Raw genomic sequence first — 16,317 nt, 5'->3', positions numbered from 1 at the left:
AACGGTTTGGGTTACGAAAAACCCAAGCCGTTTTTTACTTTTCAAAGTTAAGCAGCAAGCCAAAGCCATATTTATCAGTAAGATTGGCATGAATCGCACCCCAAAAGCTTTCCTGTAATTCAAGGGAAATTTTTTGTCCTTCAGCTGCCAATGCATCATAGATCTTTCGAATCTCTGCTTCACTTTCAAATTCCAAAGAAATTCTCACGTTATCCCCATGGTTAACCTCACCGAAAACATCAGAGAGATGGATCCACACTTTCACCTAGATGAAGCTCTGCATGGAGTACTTTGCCTTCCTGACCTTCAAAGCCCTCAATCCCATCAGACATTTGGATATTCTTAACCTCACCGCCCAATAGGTGCTGATAATACTCCATAACCTCTTTACAGTTTTCCGTAAAAATATATGGACTTGCACTTTTCATACTTTAATCCTCCTATGTATCAGCTTTCAATCATTATGGCATAGCACTTTACTAGCCTTATTAAACATAATGGGCTATTCATTGAGTTTCCATAGTTAGGTAATTGCCATATACATACTAGTGAGGCTATTGGAGGAATTTTTAGGGAAAGGAGCTATGAAATGAGCTATATTTGGGGTGTAGATTCATCTACTAATGTGACAAAAGAGTTATATGACTGTGTTTTACAAAACTATGGAAAGCCCGAGTACTGGGGAAGATACCTGACTACTGTCCCAAACGCATCAGAGGGATTAACACAGGAGGAAATTGAACTTCTCCACAATAGTGGCACAAAGGTTATGCCCATCTATAATAAATTTCGAGAGGCTCGCGGCAATCGGCAAGGTCGAGTAATTGCACAAAATGCAGCGTTTCATGCGAGAAGATTAGGTGTTCCTAAGGGGACTGTTTTATTTGCCAATGTGGAACTTTTTTTTGAAGTGGACGATGCCTGGATTAGTGGTTATGTAGATGCCATGCGTCCAACTGGATATCGGCCTGGATTTTATCATGACCCAGAAACAGGGAACTTCAGCTATGCCTATTGTACCGCTTTAAGCAATAATGCGCAGGTGGCCAACCAATCCATTCTCTGGAGTGCCAAACCTGAGCCAGGAGCTACAAGACGAAGTGATGCTCCAGCTTTTAATCCTGCTAAGCCTCCGTGCGATGCGAATGTGTGGGGCTGGCAATATGGTCGAGATGCTGAAACCTGCCCGATTGATACAAATTTACTTGATGAACGTGCTTTTCATATGTTGTGGTAATAGACAAAGACCTGACTAGAGCTCTTAGGTAGTAGAGTCGAATCAGGTCTTTGATTTTTTAGCCCTATCTCGCCATCTCGTAAATAGCCCGGGCATAAATAGCTGTCGCTTTTAATAAATCTTCCACTTCGATATATTCATCCTTTTGGTGGGCTGTCATCTCTTTGCCTGGGAAGGATGCTCCGTACGCAACCCCCTTCTCCATAAAACGGGCATAGGTACCTCCACCCGTTGACAGAAGCGTGGGCTCCATACCAGTTTCATCCTTGTAAGCCTTTTGTAATGCTTGAATAAAAGAATCATCCCCATCTACATGATGTGGTCGGGATTGACGTAGTTCCTCAATCATAAGTTCCTTATCATCAATAGACTTCTTGAGTTTACCTATTATCTCGTCATAATCAGTCGTGACCGGACAGCGAATATTTAACCGCACATAGCTGTCCTCACTATCAACATGAATCACACCTGGGTTAACTGTAAGAGGACCTGTAATCTCATCCTGATAGGCAATGCCAAGATCTTTTCCTTCAAAATCCTTATGTAAGTCAGATAAAAACTCAATAAACCGTTTTGTGTTTGGTTCAAACTTATATGTCTTCAAAAAGGTGGCTAGTGTTGTTCCTGCATTTACCCCAATCTGTGGCTCCATTCCATGTGCTGCCTTGCCAAGTATAATGAGCTCCATTTCATCGCCTTTTTGATTTGACGATTGCTGCACTCCCTGTTCCTGACAAAAAGCCACAAACTCATCCTGGATACGACCAAGATTTCCTCTTACAACAGCGGTCGCTTGTTCCGGAACCATATTGATGCGATCTCCTGAAACAATGGACACCAGTTCTAGATCGGATTCTTCGTGCTGAGTATCACTTGTAGGAAGCCCAATCTTCGTATTTATTTGACCCTTTTCTGCATGAATAATAGGAAAATCTGCATCAGGAGCAAATCCTACTTTAGGCATCTCTCCCACTTCTTTATAATGACGCATACAGCTCATGCCGCTTTCCTCATCGGTACCAAATATGATTCGAACATTTTTCTGTAAAGGCAGCCCAAGCTCCTTTACAATTTTCAATCCGTAAAAAGCAGCCATTGTAGGCCCTTTATCGTCAATAGCACCTCTCGCAAAAATTTTCCCATCCCGAATTTCGGGCTAAAATGGTGGGCTTGTCCACTCTCCAGATGCAGGTACAACATCCACATGACAAAGGATACCAATCGTCTCTGCGTCTTCATTTTGTCCTAGCTGGCCATGACCTGCATATCCATCCACATTCTTTGTATCCAAGCCCAATTCCTCGGAAAGACGCAAGACATAATCAAGCGCCTCACCAACCTTCTCCCCCATTGGCTGTTCCTTTGTGCTCGTACTTAAATCCTTTACACTTTCAATCCTTAATAACCCAAATAAATCTTCAACGAGCTGATTTCTTCTAGCTAAAACCTCTTCATTCCAATTCACCACGGTCTTCACCTCATGTCTAAATTTACAATTCAAATTCCCACTCATCACGCATAATTGCATATAACACCAACAGCTTATTCTCCATAGCATCTACCGATTGTGGCACCTCAAGACCCACTTTCGGCAATAGAATTTCAGCTAACTGTCTCGTCATATCTCTACGCGAAGCAAAAGGCATTTCAGGGAAACGCTCAGCATAGGTTTTGAGTAGTTTCCAATCCTTCGTGTTTAGCTTGCGTAGCATCCACTCTTCTATGTGTAGGTTTGTTTCAGATAATCCACGACTTTGAATAATTTTCTCCACACCACGAGCCTTCCGTTTCCCACGTTCATGCACGACAATGGTTCCTCCGACGAGATCTCCAAGTCTTTTATGTTTTGAGTGGAAAAAAATCATGATAATCCCCAGTAAATAGTTGGCTGGCAGGGAGTCAATGATTCGAAGTAGATTACGGATAAAGCTGGATAAAAGAGTTAAGCTGTGACCATTATCCTGTATGACACGAATGCCCATCAGCTTTTTCCCAACCGTCCGTCCTCCAGAGAAATATTCAAAGGCAAAGAAATATCCCCAGTTTAATAGAAAAACCAGAATAATCGCGATAGCAACAGGCATGGAAGACATATTAGCTAAAAAGGATGTGGCGGAACCTCCATTGCCCATACCAAAAATGAGAATAAGAATAATGGCGATATTGATGACCATTAAAATAAGCTGATCAATAAGAAAGGCAGCGGTTCGACTCCCTAGCCCAGCAAGTTTAAATTGTAGTGATACATATTCGGGTGTTTTTACATTCACATGTTCTTGATCCATAAACGATGCCTCATTTCCTCAACTTATGAAAAGCTATTTCTATTTTTCAGTAAACTTACTATAATAGAAGTAATGATGATTTACTCGGGGAAGGTGTCTACATGAACGTCAAACAATTTATTAAGTCCTATCGTAGGGATTGGAAAGAGCTTGAACAAATAGTGAGCCGGATGCAAAAGCAAAAGTGGAGCATCACAGGTACAGACATCGATGAATTTCATCAGCTCTATCAAAAATCTGTTCGGCATCTTTCCTATTGCCAGACCTATTTTCCTCAGGAAGAGGTCACACAGTACTTAACAGAATTAGTTTCGAAATCTCACAATCTAATTTATAAGGATCAAACCTCCAGCGGAAAACAAATCCGTCACTTCTTTAGCCAGACCTTTGTCGAGCTTCTCTCAGGTCAATGGAAAGCAATTATCGTTGCTATGTGTTTGTTTGTCATTGGATTAATAGGGAGTTTTATTTCCGTTATGAATGACCCCCTTCACATGTATGCCATGCTTCCATCCGAAATGACTCAAGGAGTTGATCCTGAACAGATTGGAGCTGGTGAAGGGCCAATCGATTCGCCTATGATGTCCGCAAGTATCATGACGAATAACATACAGGTAGCGATTCTTGCTTTTGCTGGTGGTATCACCTTTGGACTTTTGACGGTCTACCTATTAATTTATAACGGTATGATTGTCGGCGCTCTTGCCGGATTGTTCTGGCACTATGGCAAATCCTATGAATTTTGGGCGTTTATTGTTCCGCATGGCATGATCGAACTAACGGCCATTTTTATTGCCGGTGGCGCTGGACTTCTGATGGGCTATAAGCTGTTTATTCCTGGGCCATTCACCAGAGGCTATCAGTTAAAGAAACAGGCCAAACGCTCCGTCCAGCTTTTACTCGGCACCATTCCGTTATTTGTGATTGCAGGCATTATTGAAGGCTTTATCACACCTGCTAACCTATCATTAGAGTTTAAATATTTATTTGCTATAATCACTGTTCTGGCTTTAGTCGTTTACGTCTTTACTGGCAAACTATTGCTAAGGAGACAGTCTTTACAGTAGATTACGATTCATAATGTCAATATATTGGGAAACAGCTGCTGTTGCCAAGTTTTCTTCCTTAGCTTCCACGATATGAAGACCCTGACTTTGCCATTTAAGCTGTTTACGTGTCTTTTTCGCAAGGTGCTGGTATGCCATACTTTTAATCATAGCCGATTTCACATGACTCGGTTCTTCATTTTTCCGTTTGATGATAGTCTCATCCTCAATCCCAATCATAAGAAACAAGTGCCTTTTGCTTAAACGATTCAAATGAGCAAGGGCACTTTCTTCATATAGAAAGGTTTGCACATCACTGAATAAAAACAACAGACTTCGCTTCTTTTGCATGGTCTGAACATACTGAAACACCGCTGCATAATTGGACTCTGCTTCATCTACCTTTATCCCATAAAGAGACCGAATAATCGTTTGAAGATGACTCATTCCTTTAGCTGGTGGAACATAGACCTTCACATCCTTGGAGAAAGCCAGAACCGCCACGTAATCCCCTTTTTGTAATGCCGAAGCCGCAACTGTTAGCGAGGCCTCTAATGCCTTTTCTAATCGGTTCCCCGTCAATAGTTCTGCTCCCATTAAGCGGCCACAATCAATCAGAAGCGTAATATACTTACCGTGTTCAGGTTCGTATTCATTGGTCATCACCTCTTGTAGCTTTGCCGTCTGACGCCAATTAATCTTCCTAGGGTCATCTCCTACAACATAATTGCGGATTTTGGCAAACTCTCCTACCCCACTTCGTTGCTTACGAATTTTCTCTCCCTCATATAATAAAAAGGCTTGGGCACTTTCTAGATACAGTTTGGCTTCAGTTAAATCGGGAATAACCTGAATCGATTCCTCCCGTTCAAATGTCAATTGTTTTTCCCACAACCCAATCGCGCTTCTCACTCGTACATATATCTTTGAAACATTGTAATCCCCTCTAAATAAGGCCTTCGTTTCATAAGTTAAAGTCATTTTTTCGCCATATGGGATTGTGACGTTCAGAGGAAAGCTTTGCTCAAAGGACTGTGGAAGGCCATCAATAATCCTTGCTCTTAGCCCATGGGCTGAAGCATTCCCCAATTCTACTTGTACGTTATACGATAGTCCTCGTTCCATTTCATTCGGAATCGACCGTTTCACATACAGTTGGTCTCGCTTTGGTAAAAAAATAAAGTCTACGAAGCTACCAAAGATCACAAGTAGATTAAAAGCAATGATTACCAACCATGAAACTCCCAAAATCGCTGCCACCATGAATCCCAACGAAATGACACCCAGGATGAGTAATAAACGATTGGTCGGTAATATTCCTCTATCTAGGAACAGGAATCGCTCCCACCAGCTCTTCAATGATTTGGTCAACAGTTGCTCCCTCCAATTCTACATGTGGAGATAGTTGAATGCGATGTCTTAAGGCTGGTTTTACGACTATTTTCACATCATCTGGCGTCACATAATCTCGCCCTGAAAGGTAAGCCCAGGCTTGTGATGCTTTTGCGATCGATATTCCAGCTCTCGTACTCGCGCCATAACGAATACTTTCTGAGTCTCTTGTTTGTCTCACCATTTTCATTAGATAATTGTAAATATCATCACTAATGGTCACCTGTTGGATTTCACTGCGGATCTCGGCAAATGTTTCAATGTCTAATAAGGCATGAATTTCTTGTTGAACAAACGTTTGATTGATAACCTGTTGCACAACCTGCTTTTCCTCATCAAAATCCGGAAAATCAATTTGAAGCTTAAATAAGAAACGGTCCTGTTGCGCCTCTGGAAGTGGATACGTCCCTTCATACTCAATTGGGTTTTGTGTGGCCACTACAAAGAAAATGTCTGGCAGAGGGTAAGTCTCCCCTTGTATCGTTACCTGCTTTTCCTCCATAGCCTCTAAAAGGGCTGCCTGCGTTTTGGCAGGGGTACGATTAACCTCATCAGCTAACAGTAGATTTGTAAAAATAGGTCCTTTTAGCGTTTGAAAGCTACTTTCCTTCATGTTGTAAATCATACTGCCTGTAATGTCACTTGGAAGTAAATCAGGTGTAAACTGTATCCGATTAAAGCTTCCACCTAGTAGCTGCGCCAATGTACGAACCATTTGGGTCTTCCCTGTCCCTGGAACCCCCTCCAGTAAAACATGCCCACCTGACAGAATGGCTGCAGTTAATAGCTTGAGGTTTCTTTGTTGTCCCAATACCTGCTTGTCATATTGTTCCATTAATGCTTGTAGCTCTTTTCTCATCGGTTTTCCACCTCTTCTCGCAATCGATCTAATTTTTTCGTCCATACAAGAAATTCTGCCTTTTTGACTTTATCTTTTTGTAAAACCTGTACAAGCTCTCTCACAAAGATTTGAACTTCCTCTGACGTGAGACTCTGCCATTTTCGATCAAGCCGTTCACCAATCTCGTTCCATTCTTTACGATAAGGAATTCCCCATCGCTCCTGCATCAATAGTTTTATATAATCGGCCTGAAGTAGTAGCGATTCTTGATATCTTTTTCTTCTTTGATACCAAGAGGCAAGCGCAACAATTCGTTCATCACTGAAGCGAACTGTATCCTCTCTTGGAGGTGCCTTTATAGGGCCAAACCGCTTTCCTCGGGCCCAAAGCCACAGGAGGGCCAACAGCGCGCCCTGTATCAGAAGGACATAAAACCATTGCGGAAATACAGTCCAGAGAGTAAATACATTTGGATTCTTATGAATATATTCATCAAATACGATTTCTTCATATTCTGATTCATTAAGAAGTGATAAAACCAGCTGTAGATGATCAGCGTTTAAGAGAGCATCATTCATCATCAACATAGGCTCTGTTACTACAATCAGCTGACCCTCTCCAACTGAACGCTTCATAGCAATTGTTCCCTGCTCATCCTCTAGTAAGGTTTCATCGCCCTCCCCCGTTACAAGACGAAACGGAGATTGGATATCTGCATCATACTCAGAGCCCTCCTGCATAACAACAGTCCCCTCTGTCTCATTCGTTGGGGGCAGAAATATTTGCTCGGTTTTCAACTGAAACATGTCGTCAGGATTTTGTTTAAATAGTAAAATCGTATTTCCTGATTCCATAAAGGATTGATAGGCATTTTGTTCATGTGACTCTAATACTAAAAACGGTTCTACCATGATGAGTAGCTGCTTATCATCTTTAGGGAGTAAACCCGGTTCATGATCCCAGCTGCTCACATCCTCAAACTCACCTGCTAAATATGTATATAGTGCTTTCACACCAGTAGGGGAAGGAGATTCCGTTACAAAATCAGGATAATCCTTAGGCTTCGCAGACAGAATATACAAGCTAACAAGTATAAATAATAGAAGGGAGATTACGAGAATCCATATCCATGATGAGCGCTTTGATTTTGATGTTTGCAAGACTTCCCCTCACTCCCCTCTCGCTAGTAAGTCCATTGCTTGTTCTTTGTAGGTTAAATAATCCTGACGACGGACAGCCTTCTCTCCATAGGTTGCCTCGTCAAATCGCAAGGCTAAGCGGTAAAACTGTTCCGCCTCATACTGATTACTCTTCTGCAATTCTTCATAGTAATCTATATTGGTTTTCCATAGTCTAGCCTCTAGCCTTTCAAGGTCATGTAAATAAAGCAGTAGCGCTAAGAATAAATGTCTTGTTGCTAGTTGAAATTCTTGACTGTCTTCCAATTGCTGTGCCTCGTTTAAATGACGATGATAGGACCAGTCCATTTCACTCTTCTGTAAAGGCTGATGTGTTTGAAGCGCCCGTCTTACCTTAGCATTTCTCCCCCAAAGAAAGAGAGCAAATAGGATGAGCCCAACAACACCTAGTCCCATAAGAAATAAAACGAAATTTGCCAACCCTCCAGTAGGATTCATCGCACTTAAAAGATTCGAAAATAACTCAGATAACCATTCCCCAATCTTATTCAAAATCAACTGGACAATATTTTGCGATTCGTCATAGTAAACCCGGTATTCATTTTCACTTAAAATTTGTTCAAGCTCATCTCTCACTTGCTTCTCATTTAGCATGTATCTTCATTCCTATCACTTACTCAAATTCATTGCCTTCATATTCATCTATCATTTCTTTAAGGTCATCCCCCTCACGTCTAACCTTAAAATCAAAATATACGACCGCATAGCCAACAAAGAAAATCATTGTGGTGACTAGAGTAACGAGATTAATGATCATCATTAATAGAACACTATTTCCTAAAAACAACCCGAATGATAGCTCAACAGCTAAACTGATGAGGGTCGTGATTAAATACAATACCACATAAAAGCCCATTAGCATCCAAGAGCGCTTTGAGGTTAATCCCCAGCTTCTTGAAATTCCCGGTCCATTATGCTCTAGTACTGTTAAGGCAAAATAAAAGCTCCAGCGGGTCAGTAAATAACCTAATACAACGGCACAGGCTAATACGAGAATAATAGAAAAAACAATCCCAAAGACGGGATTGGCAACCGACCCGAGTACTCCAAATAAACCAATAAAAATGGAAGGTCCTAGGATAAAACCAAACACGATTAACATAAATAAAAGTCTACTACCAACAATTGGCCAAAAACGTGAAAAGGCTTGTTTCAAAACGGAACCTACCGTATACGCTTCATCTTTACGTATATGCTGAATTGCATACAAAATAGCCCCCTCTGCCACCGGATATAAAAAGACCGTAGCAATAAGTCCAATCAATACAATTCCAACATCCGCGCCTAGGTTGACGGAACCAGGTGCAGTGGTTTGCTCAAAAGACGAAAGGATTTGATCATACCACGCTTCGCCACTCCCAGTTTGTCGAAAAAGATTCACCCCTGATGACAGCCTAATTAGGGCTTCAAGCAGGAAAACAGGCCCGACCATGACCAGTAAAATTAAAAATAACTTAGAAAAGTGCTGTTTACTTAACCGAAAAGTATGATCCAGTATTTCACCGAATCCTTTTGGCTTTCGAAATTGTTCATTCAAAACCTAACCCTCCTACATGGGACATAGGGACAGGTCCCTTGTCCCTGCTCCAATTCTTATATTTTATATTGTATCACTATATTCCTATATTTTAAGAGAAGATTCGAATAATTTAATCACCAAAAAACCTGCTCATTTACCGAACAGGTTTCACAAATTTATAGCCAATCCCTCGCACGGTTTTTATGCGCTTCGGGTTTCCTAACTCATCTTCAATTTTTTCTCGTAGTTTTTTTATATGGGCATCAATCGTTCGATCCATTACGGTGTGCTCAGTATTTGGATGAATTTGCATAACCAGCTGTTCCCGGGAGAGTACAATATCAGGATTCTGCATAAAGTAATATAAAAGATTAAATTCATAGTTGGTTAAATGAAGCTGTCGATTATAAAGCTGGACTTCGCCTTTACGTGGCATAATACATAGTCCTTCATGGGCAATCTTCTGGCAAAACTGACCCGTTCTTCTTAGCACAGCATCTACATGAGCCATTAATTCCAACGGTTCAAACGGCTTGGTCACATAATCATCTGCTCCCATTCTTAGAGCCGTAATTTTATCCTCAACTGATGTTCGATTCGATATGATAATAATGGCAACTTCACTCTTTTCATCCTGGCGCAACCATTGACAAAACGTCTCTCCACTCACCTTTGGGAGCTGTAAGTCTAGTATAATTAAACACGGATGATGGTGTAGGTAAACCTGCTTAGCAGCTTCACCATTGCTTGCCTCAACAACCTCATAACCTTCCTTTTCTAAGTAAATACATACTAGGTTACGGATAGCTTGGTCATCGTCAACAACTAAAACAGTCTGTCTAAATGGAAACACCTCCCCCCAATATTGTACTTCATAAGGGTAAGCTATTCCATTTTTTCAAACTCTTGCACCATCATTTCATAATTCATTGCTCCGTATGCTACATATTGGATAATCCCATTAGAGTCAATCATAAACGATGTTGGGATCGGCTGGAGCTGATATTGAGTCGCTACTTCATTATCTTCATCAAGCAAAACAGGAAAGGTTAACCCAAAATCATCTACAAATTCAGGGACATCCTGCGCACTACTTTCTGTCGAGGTTAAGTTAACAGCCAATATGTTGACGTCCTTTTCTTCATAAAATTTTTGCATATCAGGCATTTCAGCACGACAAGGAGGACACCATGTTGCCCAAAAGTTCAGCATCACACGTTCCCCACGATAGTCGGATAATCGGGTTGTCTTCCCCCCTTCTAAGGTCTTCAGCTCAAAATCGGGAGCTTGTTTTCCAACCTCAAGACCAACTTCTACATCAGCCTGTTCCTCTTCAGCTGGTTTGTCAGAAAATACAAGGTCATAAACTGCCCATATAAACATTCCAGTAATTACAATTAAAATCGCCGCTTTTTTCATTTATAAATCCTCCCAACACTTAACCTAAATTCGAAAACCAAGTATCCTGAACCATTCTCAGCAGAAAATTGGAAATGCGGGACATCTGTCCAGTAAAAAGAAGGACACCCATTAAAATCATAATGGCTCCTCCAGCCTTCATAATCTTTTCACTATATCTCACAATCCATCTTGTTGAGCCGATAAAGAAGGTCAACACTAAAAATGGAAGAGCAAAGCCGATAACATATAAAATCGTATAGAAGGCACCTTGAGTAGGATTGCTTGCTGCCACTACTAAGATGGATGCAAAGATTGGTCCTATACAGGGAGTCCATCCAGCCGCAAAGCCAATCCCCACAAAAATAGTACCGAGATATCCCACCGGTTTTTTGGTAAACTGAAATCGTTTTTCTTTCATTAGAGTTGTGATATTAAGCCATCCGCCAACAAATAAACCCATAACTAATATAAATATTCCTGCTAAGCGCTGAATGAAAAGTCCAGTTTCACCTGCCATAAGACCTTGAATCCAGTTTCCAATAAACGAGACCCCAACACCTAATCCGATAAATACGAGTGAGATCCCGATTAGAAAGAAGATGGAATGCAGCAATAATTTACTTCGAATCTTTGCTGTTTTTTGTCCCTCTAATTCCTTAACACTCATTCCAGTAATATACGATAAATAGACCGGAAAAATTGGCAAAGTACATGGGGAGAGAAAGGATAAAATACCAGCTCCTAACGCCAACCACATCGTTAAATCTGTAGCACCGCCCAATTAAAACACCTTCTTTCTTTTGCTCAACATATTTACCAACACAACTACTATGACGACCGACAAGTAATACCAATGTATTAGATGGTAACCGAATACGGTTGTATTGGCGAAAACAAGTTCAAGCCCCCACTGCCCTGCACTCCACCCTAAAACGAGTAAAAATGTGAGGATTCTATGGGATACCTTTCCCTCCATCATTAACAAACCACTTACTAAAATGACGAGTAGGGTTAAATAAGGCCAAGTCTGTTCCTCGTTATTCCACACAATTTGTATAAATTCATACACAAAGGAAGAATAAAGAAAGATGGCCATAAACCGAAACAGAAACGGGTTGAACTTTAGCTTGTTTCGTTTGACCTTATAACCTATATGCAAGCCCCAAAGCAAAGTTGCTAAATAAAATGAATGGGAATTACTAGGAAAAGCCAGCACGGCCATTGGATCTTTGATAAGAATAGGTATATTTAAAATGATTTTGCCAACCCAAATGTAAAGAACAAAATTAATAATCATCGAACTAATGTCGTCCAAATATTTCTTTTTACTAGCTTTATCATCGGTAGTCACGACAAAATAAAAGCCAAACCCTATAAAAAAGCTGATTACTAATATTGCTATTTTAGTCATAACAGTAGCTGAAACCATATATCTTCCTCCCACAATAGTACAAAACCTCTACTCTCATTCTATACAACCAATGTGAAAATTTGATGAAAGTTTACTTTAGTTCCAAGCCCCATTCTTTATATAAAAAGCCTAAATCCTAGTTTTGGTAGGATTTAGGCTTACTTTGCATCTTTTATACTTCTATAATAACCCTCTATCTTGGTAAATACCCATTGTAGAGCTAAACCTTGTATGACAATCCCGACAACAGATGTAGCGGTCAAAGCCCAAATGGAATAAAGGTTCTCGATTTCAAAAATGCGATGACCGAAAAACATCAAGTATCCGAACACCACGTACAGTCCATCAAAAAAATTTGTCACCGTGCTTTCTGTAGTCCAAAGAATAATAGCCTCAATCAGTAGTAAAGCTGATAATATAAATACGATAATGGTCCTCGATTTATAGGTTAGCTTTTCAGCATAGGGCGTAATATAATACTTGGTAATCGTCTTAATTCGAAACAAATATATAACCCGAACAATACGCGCAATCTGAAAAAACTGATCAAACGGAATCACAGCAATAAGTAAAAAAGGATTTTGTTTGATAAATCCCCACCTGTCTTTATTCAAAAACAAACGAATAACGAAATCTGCAAAGAACACAGCCCATACAATCCAGTTAATTGTGGAGTTATATGTGTCCTCTGTCCAAAGTGTAATGATTGTCATCATGACAAGCAGGATCATGGTACCTTCATAAATGGTTTTCATTACGCGCTGCATCATGTTTCTCCTCTTTCTCTCTTCTTATCTCCATTATATACCATTTACTGCTATTATTGTTCCTACTGTTCCAAAGCACCTGCAACGTCATAAAGACGAACATCAATTTCCATCTCTACACCTCGAGCCAATTTTGCAAGCTCTGCCCCTAAATAAGGCCCACTCGTAAGGCCAGAAGAACCAAGCCCGTTCGCCAAAAGCACACCTTCCATGTTAGGAACCTTTCCAATTATCGGCAGAAAACCAGGTGTAAATGGACGAAAGCCTACTCGAGTTTCCAGCAACTGACTGTCTTGTAAGCCTGGAGCGACTTGAATAGCTTTATCTAACACTTCATGCACTCCACCAGCCGTCACACGGTGATCAAATCCAACATCGTTTTCGTGAGTTCCCCCAGCTACTACTCTGCCATGATCAAATGACAAAATATATTGATCATTCGGAGGCATTACCACAGGCCAATCACTGGTTGTGTGGTCGGATACTTCCAAATGAACAATTTGTCCTTTTTGAAATGTGACATGATAAGTAATTCCCAAGGGCTTTAACAGTTCATCTGCCCAAGCACCACCAGTTGCGAGTACTTGATCCCCGGAGATGACGTCACTGTCTACTTTTACGCCACTTACAACTGTGTTATCCTCTACAACCAGCTCGGCATTCCCTTTTACAAACTTCGCTCCATGCTTTTCGGCCCCACGGATAAGGGCATTGCGCATCTCGCGTCCGTTAACTCGAGCTCCACCACTGACAAAAACCGATCCATATTCATCAGACAGCAATGGAAAAAGTTTCTTCGTTTCCTCTGCGCTTAGGATTTTGATTTCCCCAATTTCAGGAGCATCCTCTCGCTTTTTCCGCGCCCGCTCAGCCATTTTTTTGAGTTTTTCTTGATCGGTATTTAAGGACATCGCCCCTACCTTTTTGTAGCCGGTTTCCGTTTCCCCATCAGCCTCAAGCTGCTCAACGAGTTCTGGATAATAGCGGGCACCACCTTTAACCAGCTGATACCAGGCTTTATTTCGCCGCTGGGATAACCAAGGACAGACAATCCCTGCTCCTGCATCTGTCGCTTGTCCTTGATCAAAGCGATCTATAATGGTCACATCTTCACCCGCTTTTGCTAAATGATAGGCAGCGGATGCGCCAAGAATTCCTGCTCCTACAACAATATATTTTTGCATATGTAACACCTTTTCTCTTTAAAATCTAATTTTAGTATAAAGGAAACAAACTCAAATCTAAATGTGTGATGGTGACAAGTTTGTCCATTCCCTTGCATATATATTGTCCATAAGGGAGGGGATACCTTGTACACATCAGTTCCAGCGATGAAACTTATTCGGTACATCGTGGCATACGTGTTTATTACATCTGGGGTCATGAAACTCGTTAATGAAGAGCTAGCCAATTATTTTATGAGCCTTGGTCTGCCTTATCCAATTTTATTATTAAATCTAGTTGCCTTCTGTGAAGTCGTGGGAGGAGTCCTAATTCTTGCACAAAAGTGGGTAAAGTACGCGACAATACCCCTTATTGTCATTATGGTTGTTGCCATTTTACTTACCAAAGTGCCAATCCTACACACTGGATTTCTCGTATTTGCCTTTGAAGCACGCCTTGATATTGTCATGCTTGTATTATTAATTATTTTAAATGCGAAATTTCCAAAATAATTCCAACATGCTAAAGAAGAGGAGATTGAACATTACATTCAATCTCCTCCACGTTTTACAATCCTCCGCAGCTTTTCGTTGACTGTTTTTTGATTACTTGGTTGCGAATGCCACCGTCTGATAGTTCCTCAGAAAATTCATGGTCACGTTTCTGTTGATTTACCCGCTTGTCCTTCGCGTTCTCTTTTTTACTCATCTTGCTCACCACCACCCGTTAAATAGGTGTTTTCTCCTGGGGCAAATTGTGCCTGTTGAAGGCTCACTTCACTCTCCACTGGATGATCAGTTTGGTGTTCAATCTCTTTAACAGGCTTCTGCTGAACCTCAGTTTTACGCGTATCTTTTTTCCGCATTGACCTTCTCCTTTAGGAAAGTTTGTAAGGCATCACCTTACATCCCTAGCGTTCGTTATTTATCATGAGAAAATGAAGGAAAAAAGTGTAAATTACTTAAACGATTGTGACAATCACCATTAAAAATAAAAGAATGACCAAGTAATTTAACGAATATAGAAAAATCATCCGAGCCCATTTTTCAGTATTCTTCATAGTAAAACCCCGGATACCAATGATTAACCAAACTACATTCAATAAAGTCGCTATGGACACAAACACCAATCCAAGGTCAGCTAATAAAAATGGCAGTGGTAACAAACAAGCAATGTATATCACGGTTTGACGAATCGTAATTGCATAGCCATGGACCACTGGGAGCATCGCCACACCAGCCGCTTTATACTCCTCATATTTCCTGATTGCAATGGCAAATGTATGAGGAACCTGCCAAATAAACATAAGAAGAAATAATATAATCGGTACAATATGGTAGGTGGAGTCAATTACTGCCCACCCGATCATAGGCGTAACAGCTCCAGAAACACTACCGATTAACGTATTCATCGTATATCGACGCTTCGACCACATTGTATACGGAATCACATACGTAAACCAGCCGATGAAGGCCCAAATAGCTGCCTCTAAGGTAGTAAAACATAAGAGGACAAGACCGATAATACTAAAGGCAATCCCCATCCACAAAACCGTCTGAAGAGACATCCGCCCTGTAACGGTAGGACGCTTTTGTGTTCGTTTCATGATGGTATCAATATCAACGTCATACCAATTATTTATAATTAAAGCACCAGCCATAATAAACGTACTACTAACCGTCGTTAAGACAAATAACTGCCAAAAGTCCTCAAAAGATTGATTTGTAAAATATAGTGCCAAACAAAAGCCTGTGAAAACAGGTAGAACATTGGCTATTAAAACTCCTGCTTTAAACAGTTCTCTTAAATCCGCAAAAAGACTGGACTTTATAGCTATGGACTGCCCGTTATTGGATGTAGAAGAAGGCTCTATTTTTGTCATATTGTGTTCATTCCCTTATTTCTGGTTAGGTGAATCTACCTTGCACCAGAAACCTTCAAAATCTAATACCTAATTCATTATATCAAGGAATTTATACGGTTTCTAATCTTTGTCATTTCGTTCACAAAGGTGTGCTTTTTATTTAGCTTGGTCCAACGCGTAATAAAACAAAA

General features: G+C 40.7%; 22 protein-coding genes. 3 read left to right on the top strand and 19 right to left on the bottom strand.

The window, feature by feature from the left end:
• Positions 1-34: 34 nt before the first annotated feature.
• Together GH754_RS19715 and GH754_RS19710 are read right to left on the bottom strand one after the other, a co-directional pair.
• Positions 35-208: a VOC family protein gene (locus GH754_RS19715; protein WP_228550274.1), complete on the bottom strand. Its 174-nt coding sequence runs from the start codon at positions 206-208 to the stop codon at positions 35-37.
• Positions 209-239: 31 nt separating this feature from the next.
• Positions 240-428, bottom strand: coding sequence for a VOC family protein (locus GH754_RS19710; RefSeq protein ID WP_228550273.1), 189 nt, complete (start codon positions 426-428; stop codon positions 240-242).
• A 161-nt stretch (positions 429-589) separates the two neighbouring features.
• On the opposite strand from GH754_RS19710, the gene GH754_RS14315 reads away from it, so the two are divergent.
• Positions 590-1,237 carry a glycoside hydrolase domain-containing protein gene (locus GH754_RS14315; protein ID WP_153729365.1) on the top strand — a complete coding sequence of 216 codons (648 nt, stop codon included), beginning with the start codon at positions 590-592 and terminating at the stop codon, positions 1,235-1,237.
• A 64-nt stretch (positions 1,238-1,301) separates the two neighbouring features.
• On the opposite strand, the gene pepV is transcribed toward GH754_RS14315, so the two are convergent.
• The 3 genes from pepV to GH754_RS14305 are packed head-to-tail and all read right to left on the bottom strand — an operon-like array spanning position 1,302 to position 3,522.
• A complete protein-coding gene (pepV, locus tag GH754_RS14310) occupies positions 1,302-2,387 on the bottom strand; it encodes a dipeptidase PepV (RefSeq protein WP_323742043.1) in 1,086 nt (361 codons plus the stop codon).
• 6 nt (positions 2,388-2,393) lie between these two features.
• Positions 2,394-2,705 carry a zinc-binding metallopeptidase family protein gene (locus tag GH754_RS19975; RefSeq protein WP_323742034.1) on the bottom strand — a complete coding sequence of 104 codons (312 nt, stop codon included), beginning with the start codon at positions 2,703-2,705 and terminating at the stop codon, positions 2,394-2,396.
• Between the two features lie 22 nt (positions 2,706-2,727).
• Entirely contained in the window at positions 2,728-3,522 is a 795-nt protein-coding gene (locus tag GH754_RS14305) for an RDD family protein (RefSeq protein WP_153729364.1), read from the bottom strand.
• Positions 3,523-3,623: 101 nt separating this feature from the next.
• Here GH754_RS14305 and GH754_RS14300 point away from each other — a divergent pair, with 101 nt between their 5' ends.
• Positions 3,624-4,589 (top strand): stage II sporulation protein M, encoded by a 966-nt coding sequence (locus GH754_RS14300; RefSeq protein WP_153729363.1) that lies wholly within the window; start codon positions 3,624-3,626, stop codon positions 4,587-4,589.
• Here the strand turns inward: GH754_RS14300 and GH754_RS14295 are convergent.
• The 11 genes from GH754_RS14295 to GH754_RS14245 all read right to left on the bottom strand — a co-directional run bounded on the left by GH754_RS14295 (position 4,581) and on the right by GH754_RS14245 (position 14,282).
• Positions 4,581-5,939, bottom strand: coding sequence for a DUF58 domain-containing protein (locus GH754_RS14295; RefSeq protein WP_228550272.1), 1,359 nt, complete (start codon positions 5,937-5,939; stop codon positions 4,581-4,583). The two genes, GH754_RS14300 and GH754_RS14295, sit on opposite strands and share 9 nt — an antisense overlap.
• Positions 5,890-6,819, bottom strand: coding sequence for an AAA family ATPase (locus GH754_RS14290; protein ID WP_153729362.1), 930 nt, complete (start codon positions 6,817-6,819; stop codon positions 5,890-5,892). The genes GH754_RS14295 and GH754_RS14290 overlap by 50 nt, the downstream gene beginning before the upstream one ends.
• Complete coding sequence (locus GH754_RS14285; protein ID WP_153729361.1) at positions 6,816-7,961, bottom strand: DUF4350 domain-containing protein; 1,146 nt, start codon at positions 7,959-7,961, stop codon at positions 6,816-6,818. Before GH754_RS14285 ends, GH754_RS14290 begins: the two co-directional genes overlap by 4 nt.
• A 9-nt stretch (positions 7,962-7,970) precedes the next feature.
• Positions 7,971-8,594, bottom strand: a complete 624-nt coding sequence (locus GH754_RS14280; protein ID WP_153729360.1) for a DUF4129 domain-containing protein — start codon at positions 8,592-8,594, stop codon at positions 7,971-7,973.
• Between the two features lie 19 nt (positions 8,595-8,613).
• Complete coding sequence (locus GH754_RS14275) at positions 8,614-9,537, bottom strand: hypothetical protein (RefSeq protein WP_153729359.1); 924 nt, start codon at positions 9,535-9,537, stop codon at positions 8,614-8,616.
• A gap of 136 nt (positions 9,538-9,673) precedes the next feature.
• Entirely contained in the window at positions 9,674-10,372 is a 699-nt protein-coding gene (locus GH754_RS14270) for a response regulator transcription factor (RefSeq protein WP_323742033.1), read from the bottom strand.
• A gap of 32 nt (positions 10,373-10,404) precedes the next feature.
• On the bottom strand, positions 10,405-10,938 hold the full coding sequence (locus GH754_RS14265; protein WP_153729358.1) for a redoxin domain-containing protein: 534 nt from the start codon (positions 10,936-10,938) through the stop codon (positions 10,405-10,407).
• Between the two features lie 19 nt (positions 10,939-10,957).
• A complete protein-coding gene (locus tag GH754_RS14260; RefSeq protein WP_153729446.1) occupies positions 10,958-11,677 on the bottom strand; it encodes a cytochrome c biogenesis CcdA family protein in 720 nt (239 codons plus the stop codon).
• A gap of 24 nt (positions 11,678-11,701) precedes the next feature.
• Complete coding sequence (locus GH754_RS14255; RefSeq protein ID WP_153729357.1) at positions 11,702-12,349, bottom strand: hypothetical protein; 648 nt, start codon at positions 12,347-12,349, stop codon at positions 11,702-11,704.
• A 140-nt stretch (positions 12,350-12,489) separates the two neighbouring features.
• The gene (locus GH754_RS14250; protein ID WP_153729356.1) at positions 12,490-13,098 is read right to left on the bottom strand and encodes a transporter; all 609 of its coding nucleotides are present in this window, start codon (positions 13,096-13,098) and stop codon (positions 12,490-12,492) included.
• Positions 13,099-13,160: 62 nt separating this feature from the next.
• Entirely contained in the window at positions 13,161-14,282 is a 1,122-nt protein-coding gene (locus GH754_RS14245; RefSeq protein WP_153729355.1) for an NAD(P)/FAD-dependent oxidoreductase, read from the bottom strand.
• A 126-nt stretch (positions 14,283-14,408) separates the two neighbouring features.
• On the opposite strand from GH754_RS14245, the gene GH754_RS14240 reads away from it, so the two are divergent.
• On the top strand, positions 14,409-14,774 hold the full coding sequence (locus tag GH754_RS14240) for a DoxX family protein (protein WP_153729354.1): 366 nt from the start codon (positions 14,409-14,411) through the stop codon (positions 14,772-14,774).
• Between the two features lie 55 nt (positions 14,775-14,829).
• Here the strand turns inward: GH754_RS14240 and GH754_RS14235 are convergent, their stop codons facing one another.
• The 3 genes from GH754_RS14235 to cyoE all read right to left on the bottom strand — a co-directional run bounded on the left by GH754_RS14235 (position 14,830) and on the right by cyoE (position 16,144).
• Entirely contained in the window at positions 14,830-14,970 is a 141-nt protein-coding gene (locus GH754_RS14235) for a hypothetical protein (protein ID WP_153729353.1), read from the bottom strand.
• Positions 14,963-15,127, bottom strand: coding sequence for a hypothetical protein (locus GH754_RS14230; protein ID WP_153729352.1), 165 nt, complete (start codon positions 15,125-15,127; stop codon positions 14,963-14,965). The genes GH754_RS14235 and GH754_RS14230 overlap by 8 nt, the downstream gene beginning before the upstream one ends.
• A gap of 96 nt (positions 15,128-15,223) precedes the next feature.
• Entirely contained in the window at positions 15,224-16,144 is a 921-nt protein-coding gene (cyoE, locus tag GH754_RS14225) for a heme o synthase (RefSeq protein WP_153729351.1), read from the bottom strand.
• Positions 16,145-16,317 lie beyond the last annotated feature (173 nt).

The sequence above is a fragment of the Salinibacillus xinjiangensis genome, assembly GCF_009649735.1.
Lineage (GTDB): Bacteria > Bacillota > Bacilli > Bacillales > Alkalibacillaceae > Salinibacillus > Salinibacillus xinjiangensis.
The sequence above is the reverse complement of the archived record's forward strand: the minus strand, read 5'-3'. Positions and strand labels throughout refer to the sequence as shown.

Coding starts and splice junctions, on each gene's coding strand:
- GH754_RS19710 (WP_228550273.1), bottom strand. CDS start 428: ATGAAAAGTGCAAGTCCATATATTTTTACGGAAAACTGTAAAGAGGTT.
- GH754_RS14315 (WP_153729365.1), top strand. CDS start 590: ATGAGCTATATTTGGGGTGTAGATTCATCTACTAATGTGACAAAAGAG.
- GH754_RS14305 (WP_153729364.1), bottom strand. CDS start 3,522: ATGGATCAAGAACATGTGAATGTAAAAACACCCGAATATGTATCACTA.
- GH754_RS14300 (WP_153729363.1), top strand. CDS start 3,624: ATGAACGTCAAACAATTTATTAAGTCCTATCGTAGGGATTGGAAAGAG.
- GH754_RS14290 (WP_153729362.1), bottom strand. CDS start 6,819: ATGAGAAAAGAGCTACAAGCATTAATGGAACAATATGACAAGCAGGTA.
- GH754_RS14280 (WP_153729360.1), bottom strand. CDS start 8,594: ATGCTAAATGAGAAGCAAGTGAGAGATGAGCTTGAACAAATTTTAAGT.
- GH754_RS14265 (WP_153729358.1), bottom strand. CDS start 10,938: ATGAAAAAAGCGGCGATTTTAATTGTAATTACTGGAATGTTTATATGG.
- GH754_RS14260 (WP_153729446.1), bottom strand. CDS start 11,677: ATGTGGTTGGCGTTAGGAGCTGGTATTTTATCCTTTCTCTCCCCATGT.
- GH754_RS14255 (WP_153729357.1), bottom strand. CDS start 12,349: ATGGTTTCAGCTACTGTTATGACTAAAATAGCAATATTAGTAATCAGC.
- GH754_RS14250 (WP_153729356.1), bottom strand. CDS start 13,098: ATGCAGCGCGTAATGAAAACCATTTATGAAGGTACCATGATCCTGCTT.
- GH754_RS14245 (WP_153729355.1), bottom strand. CDS start 14,282: ATGCAAAAATATATTGTTGTAGGAGCAGGAATTCTTGGCGCATCCGCT.
- GH754_RS14235 (WP_153729353.1), bottom strand. CDS start 14,970: ATGAGTAAAAAAGAGAACGCGAAGGACAAGCGGGTAAATCAACAGAAA.
- GH754_RS14230 (WP_153729352.1), bottom strand. CDS start 15,127: ATGCGGAAAAAAGATACGCGTAAAACTGAGGTTCAGCAGAAGCCTGTT.
- cyoE (WP_153729351.1), bottom strand. CDS start 16,144: ATGACAAAAATAGAGCCTTCTTCTACATCCAATAACGGGCAGTCCATA.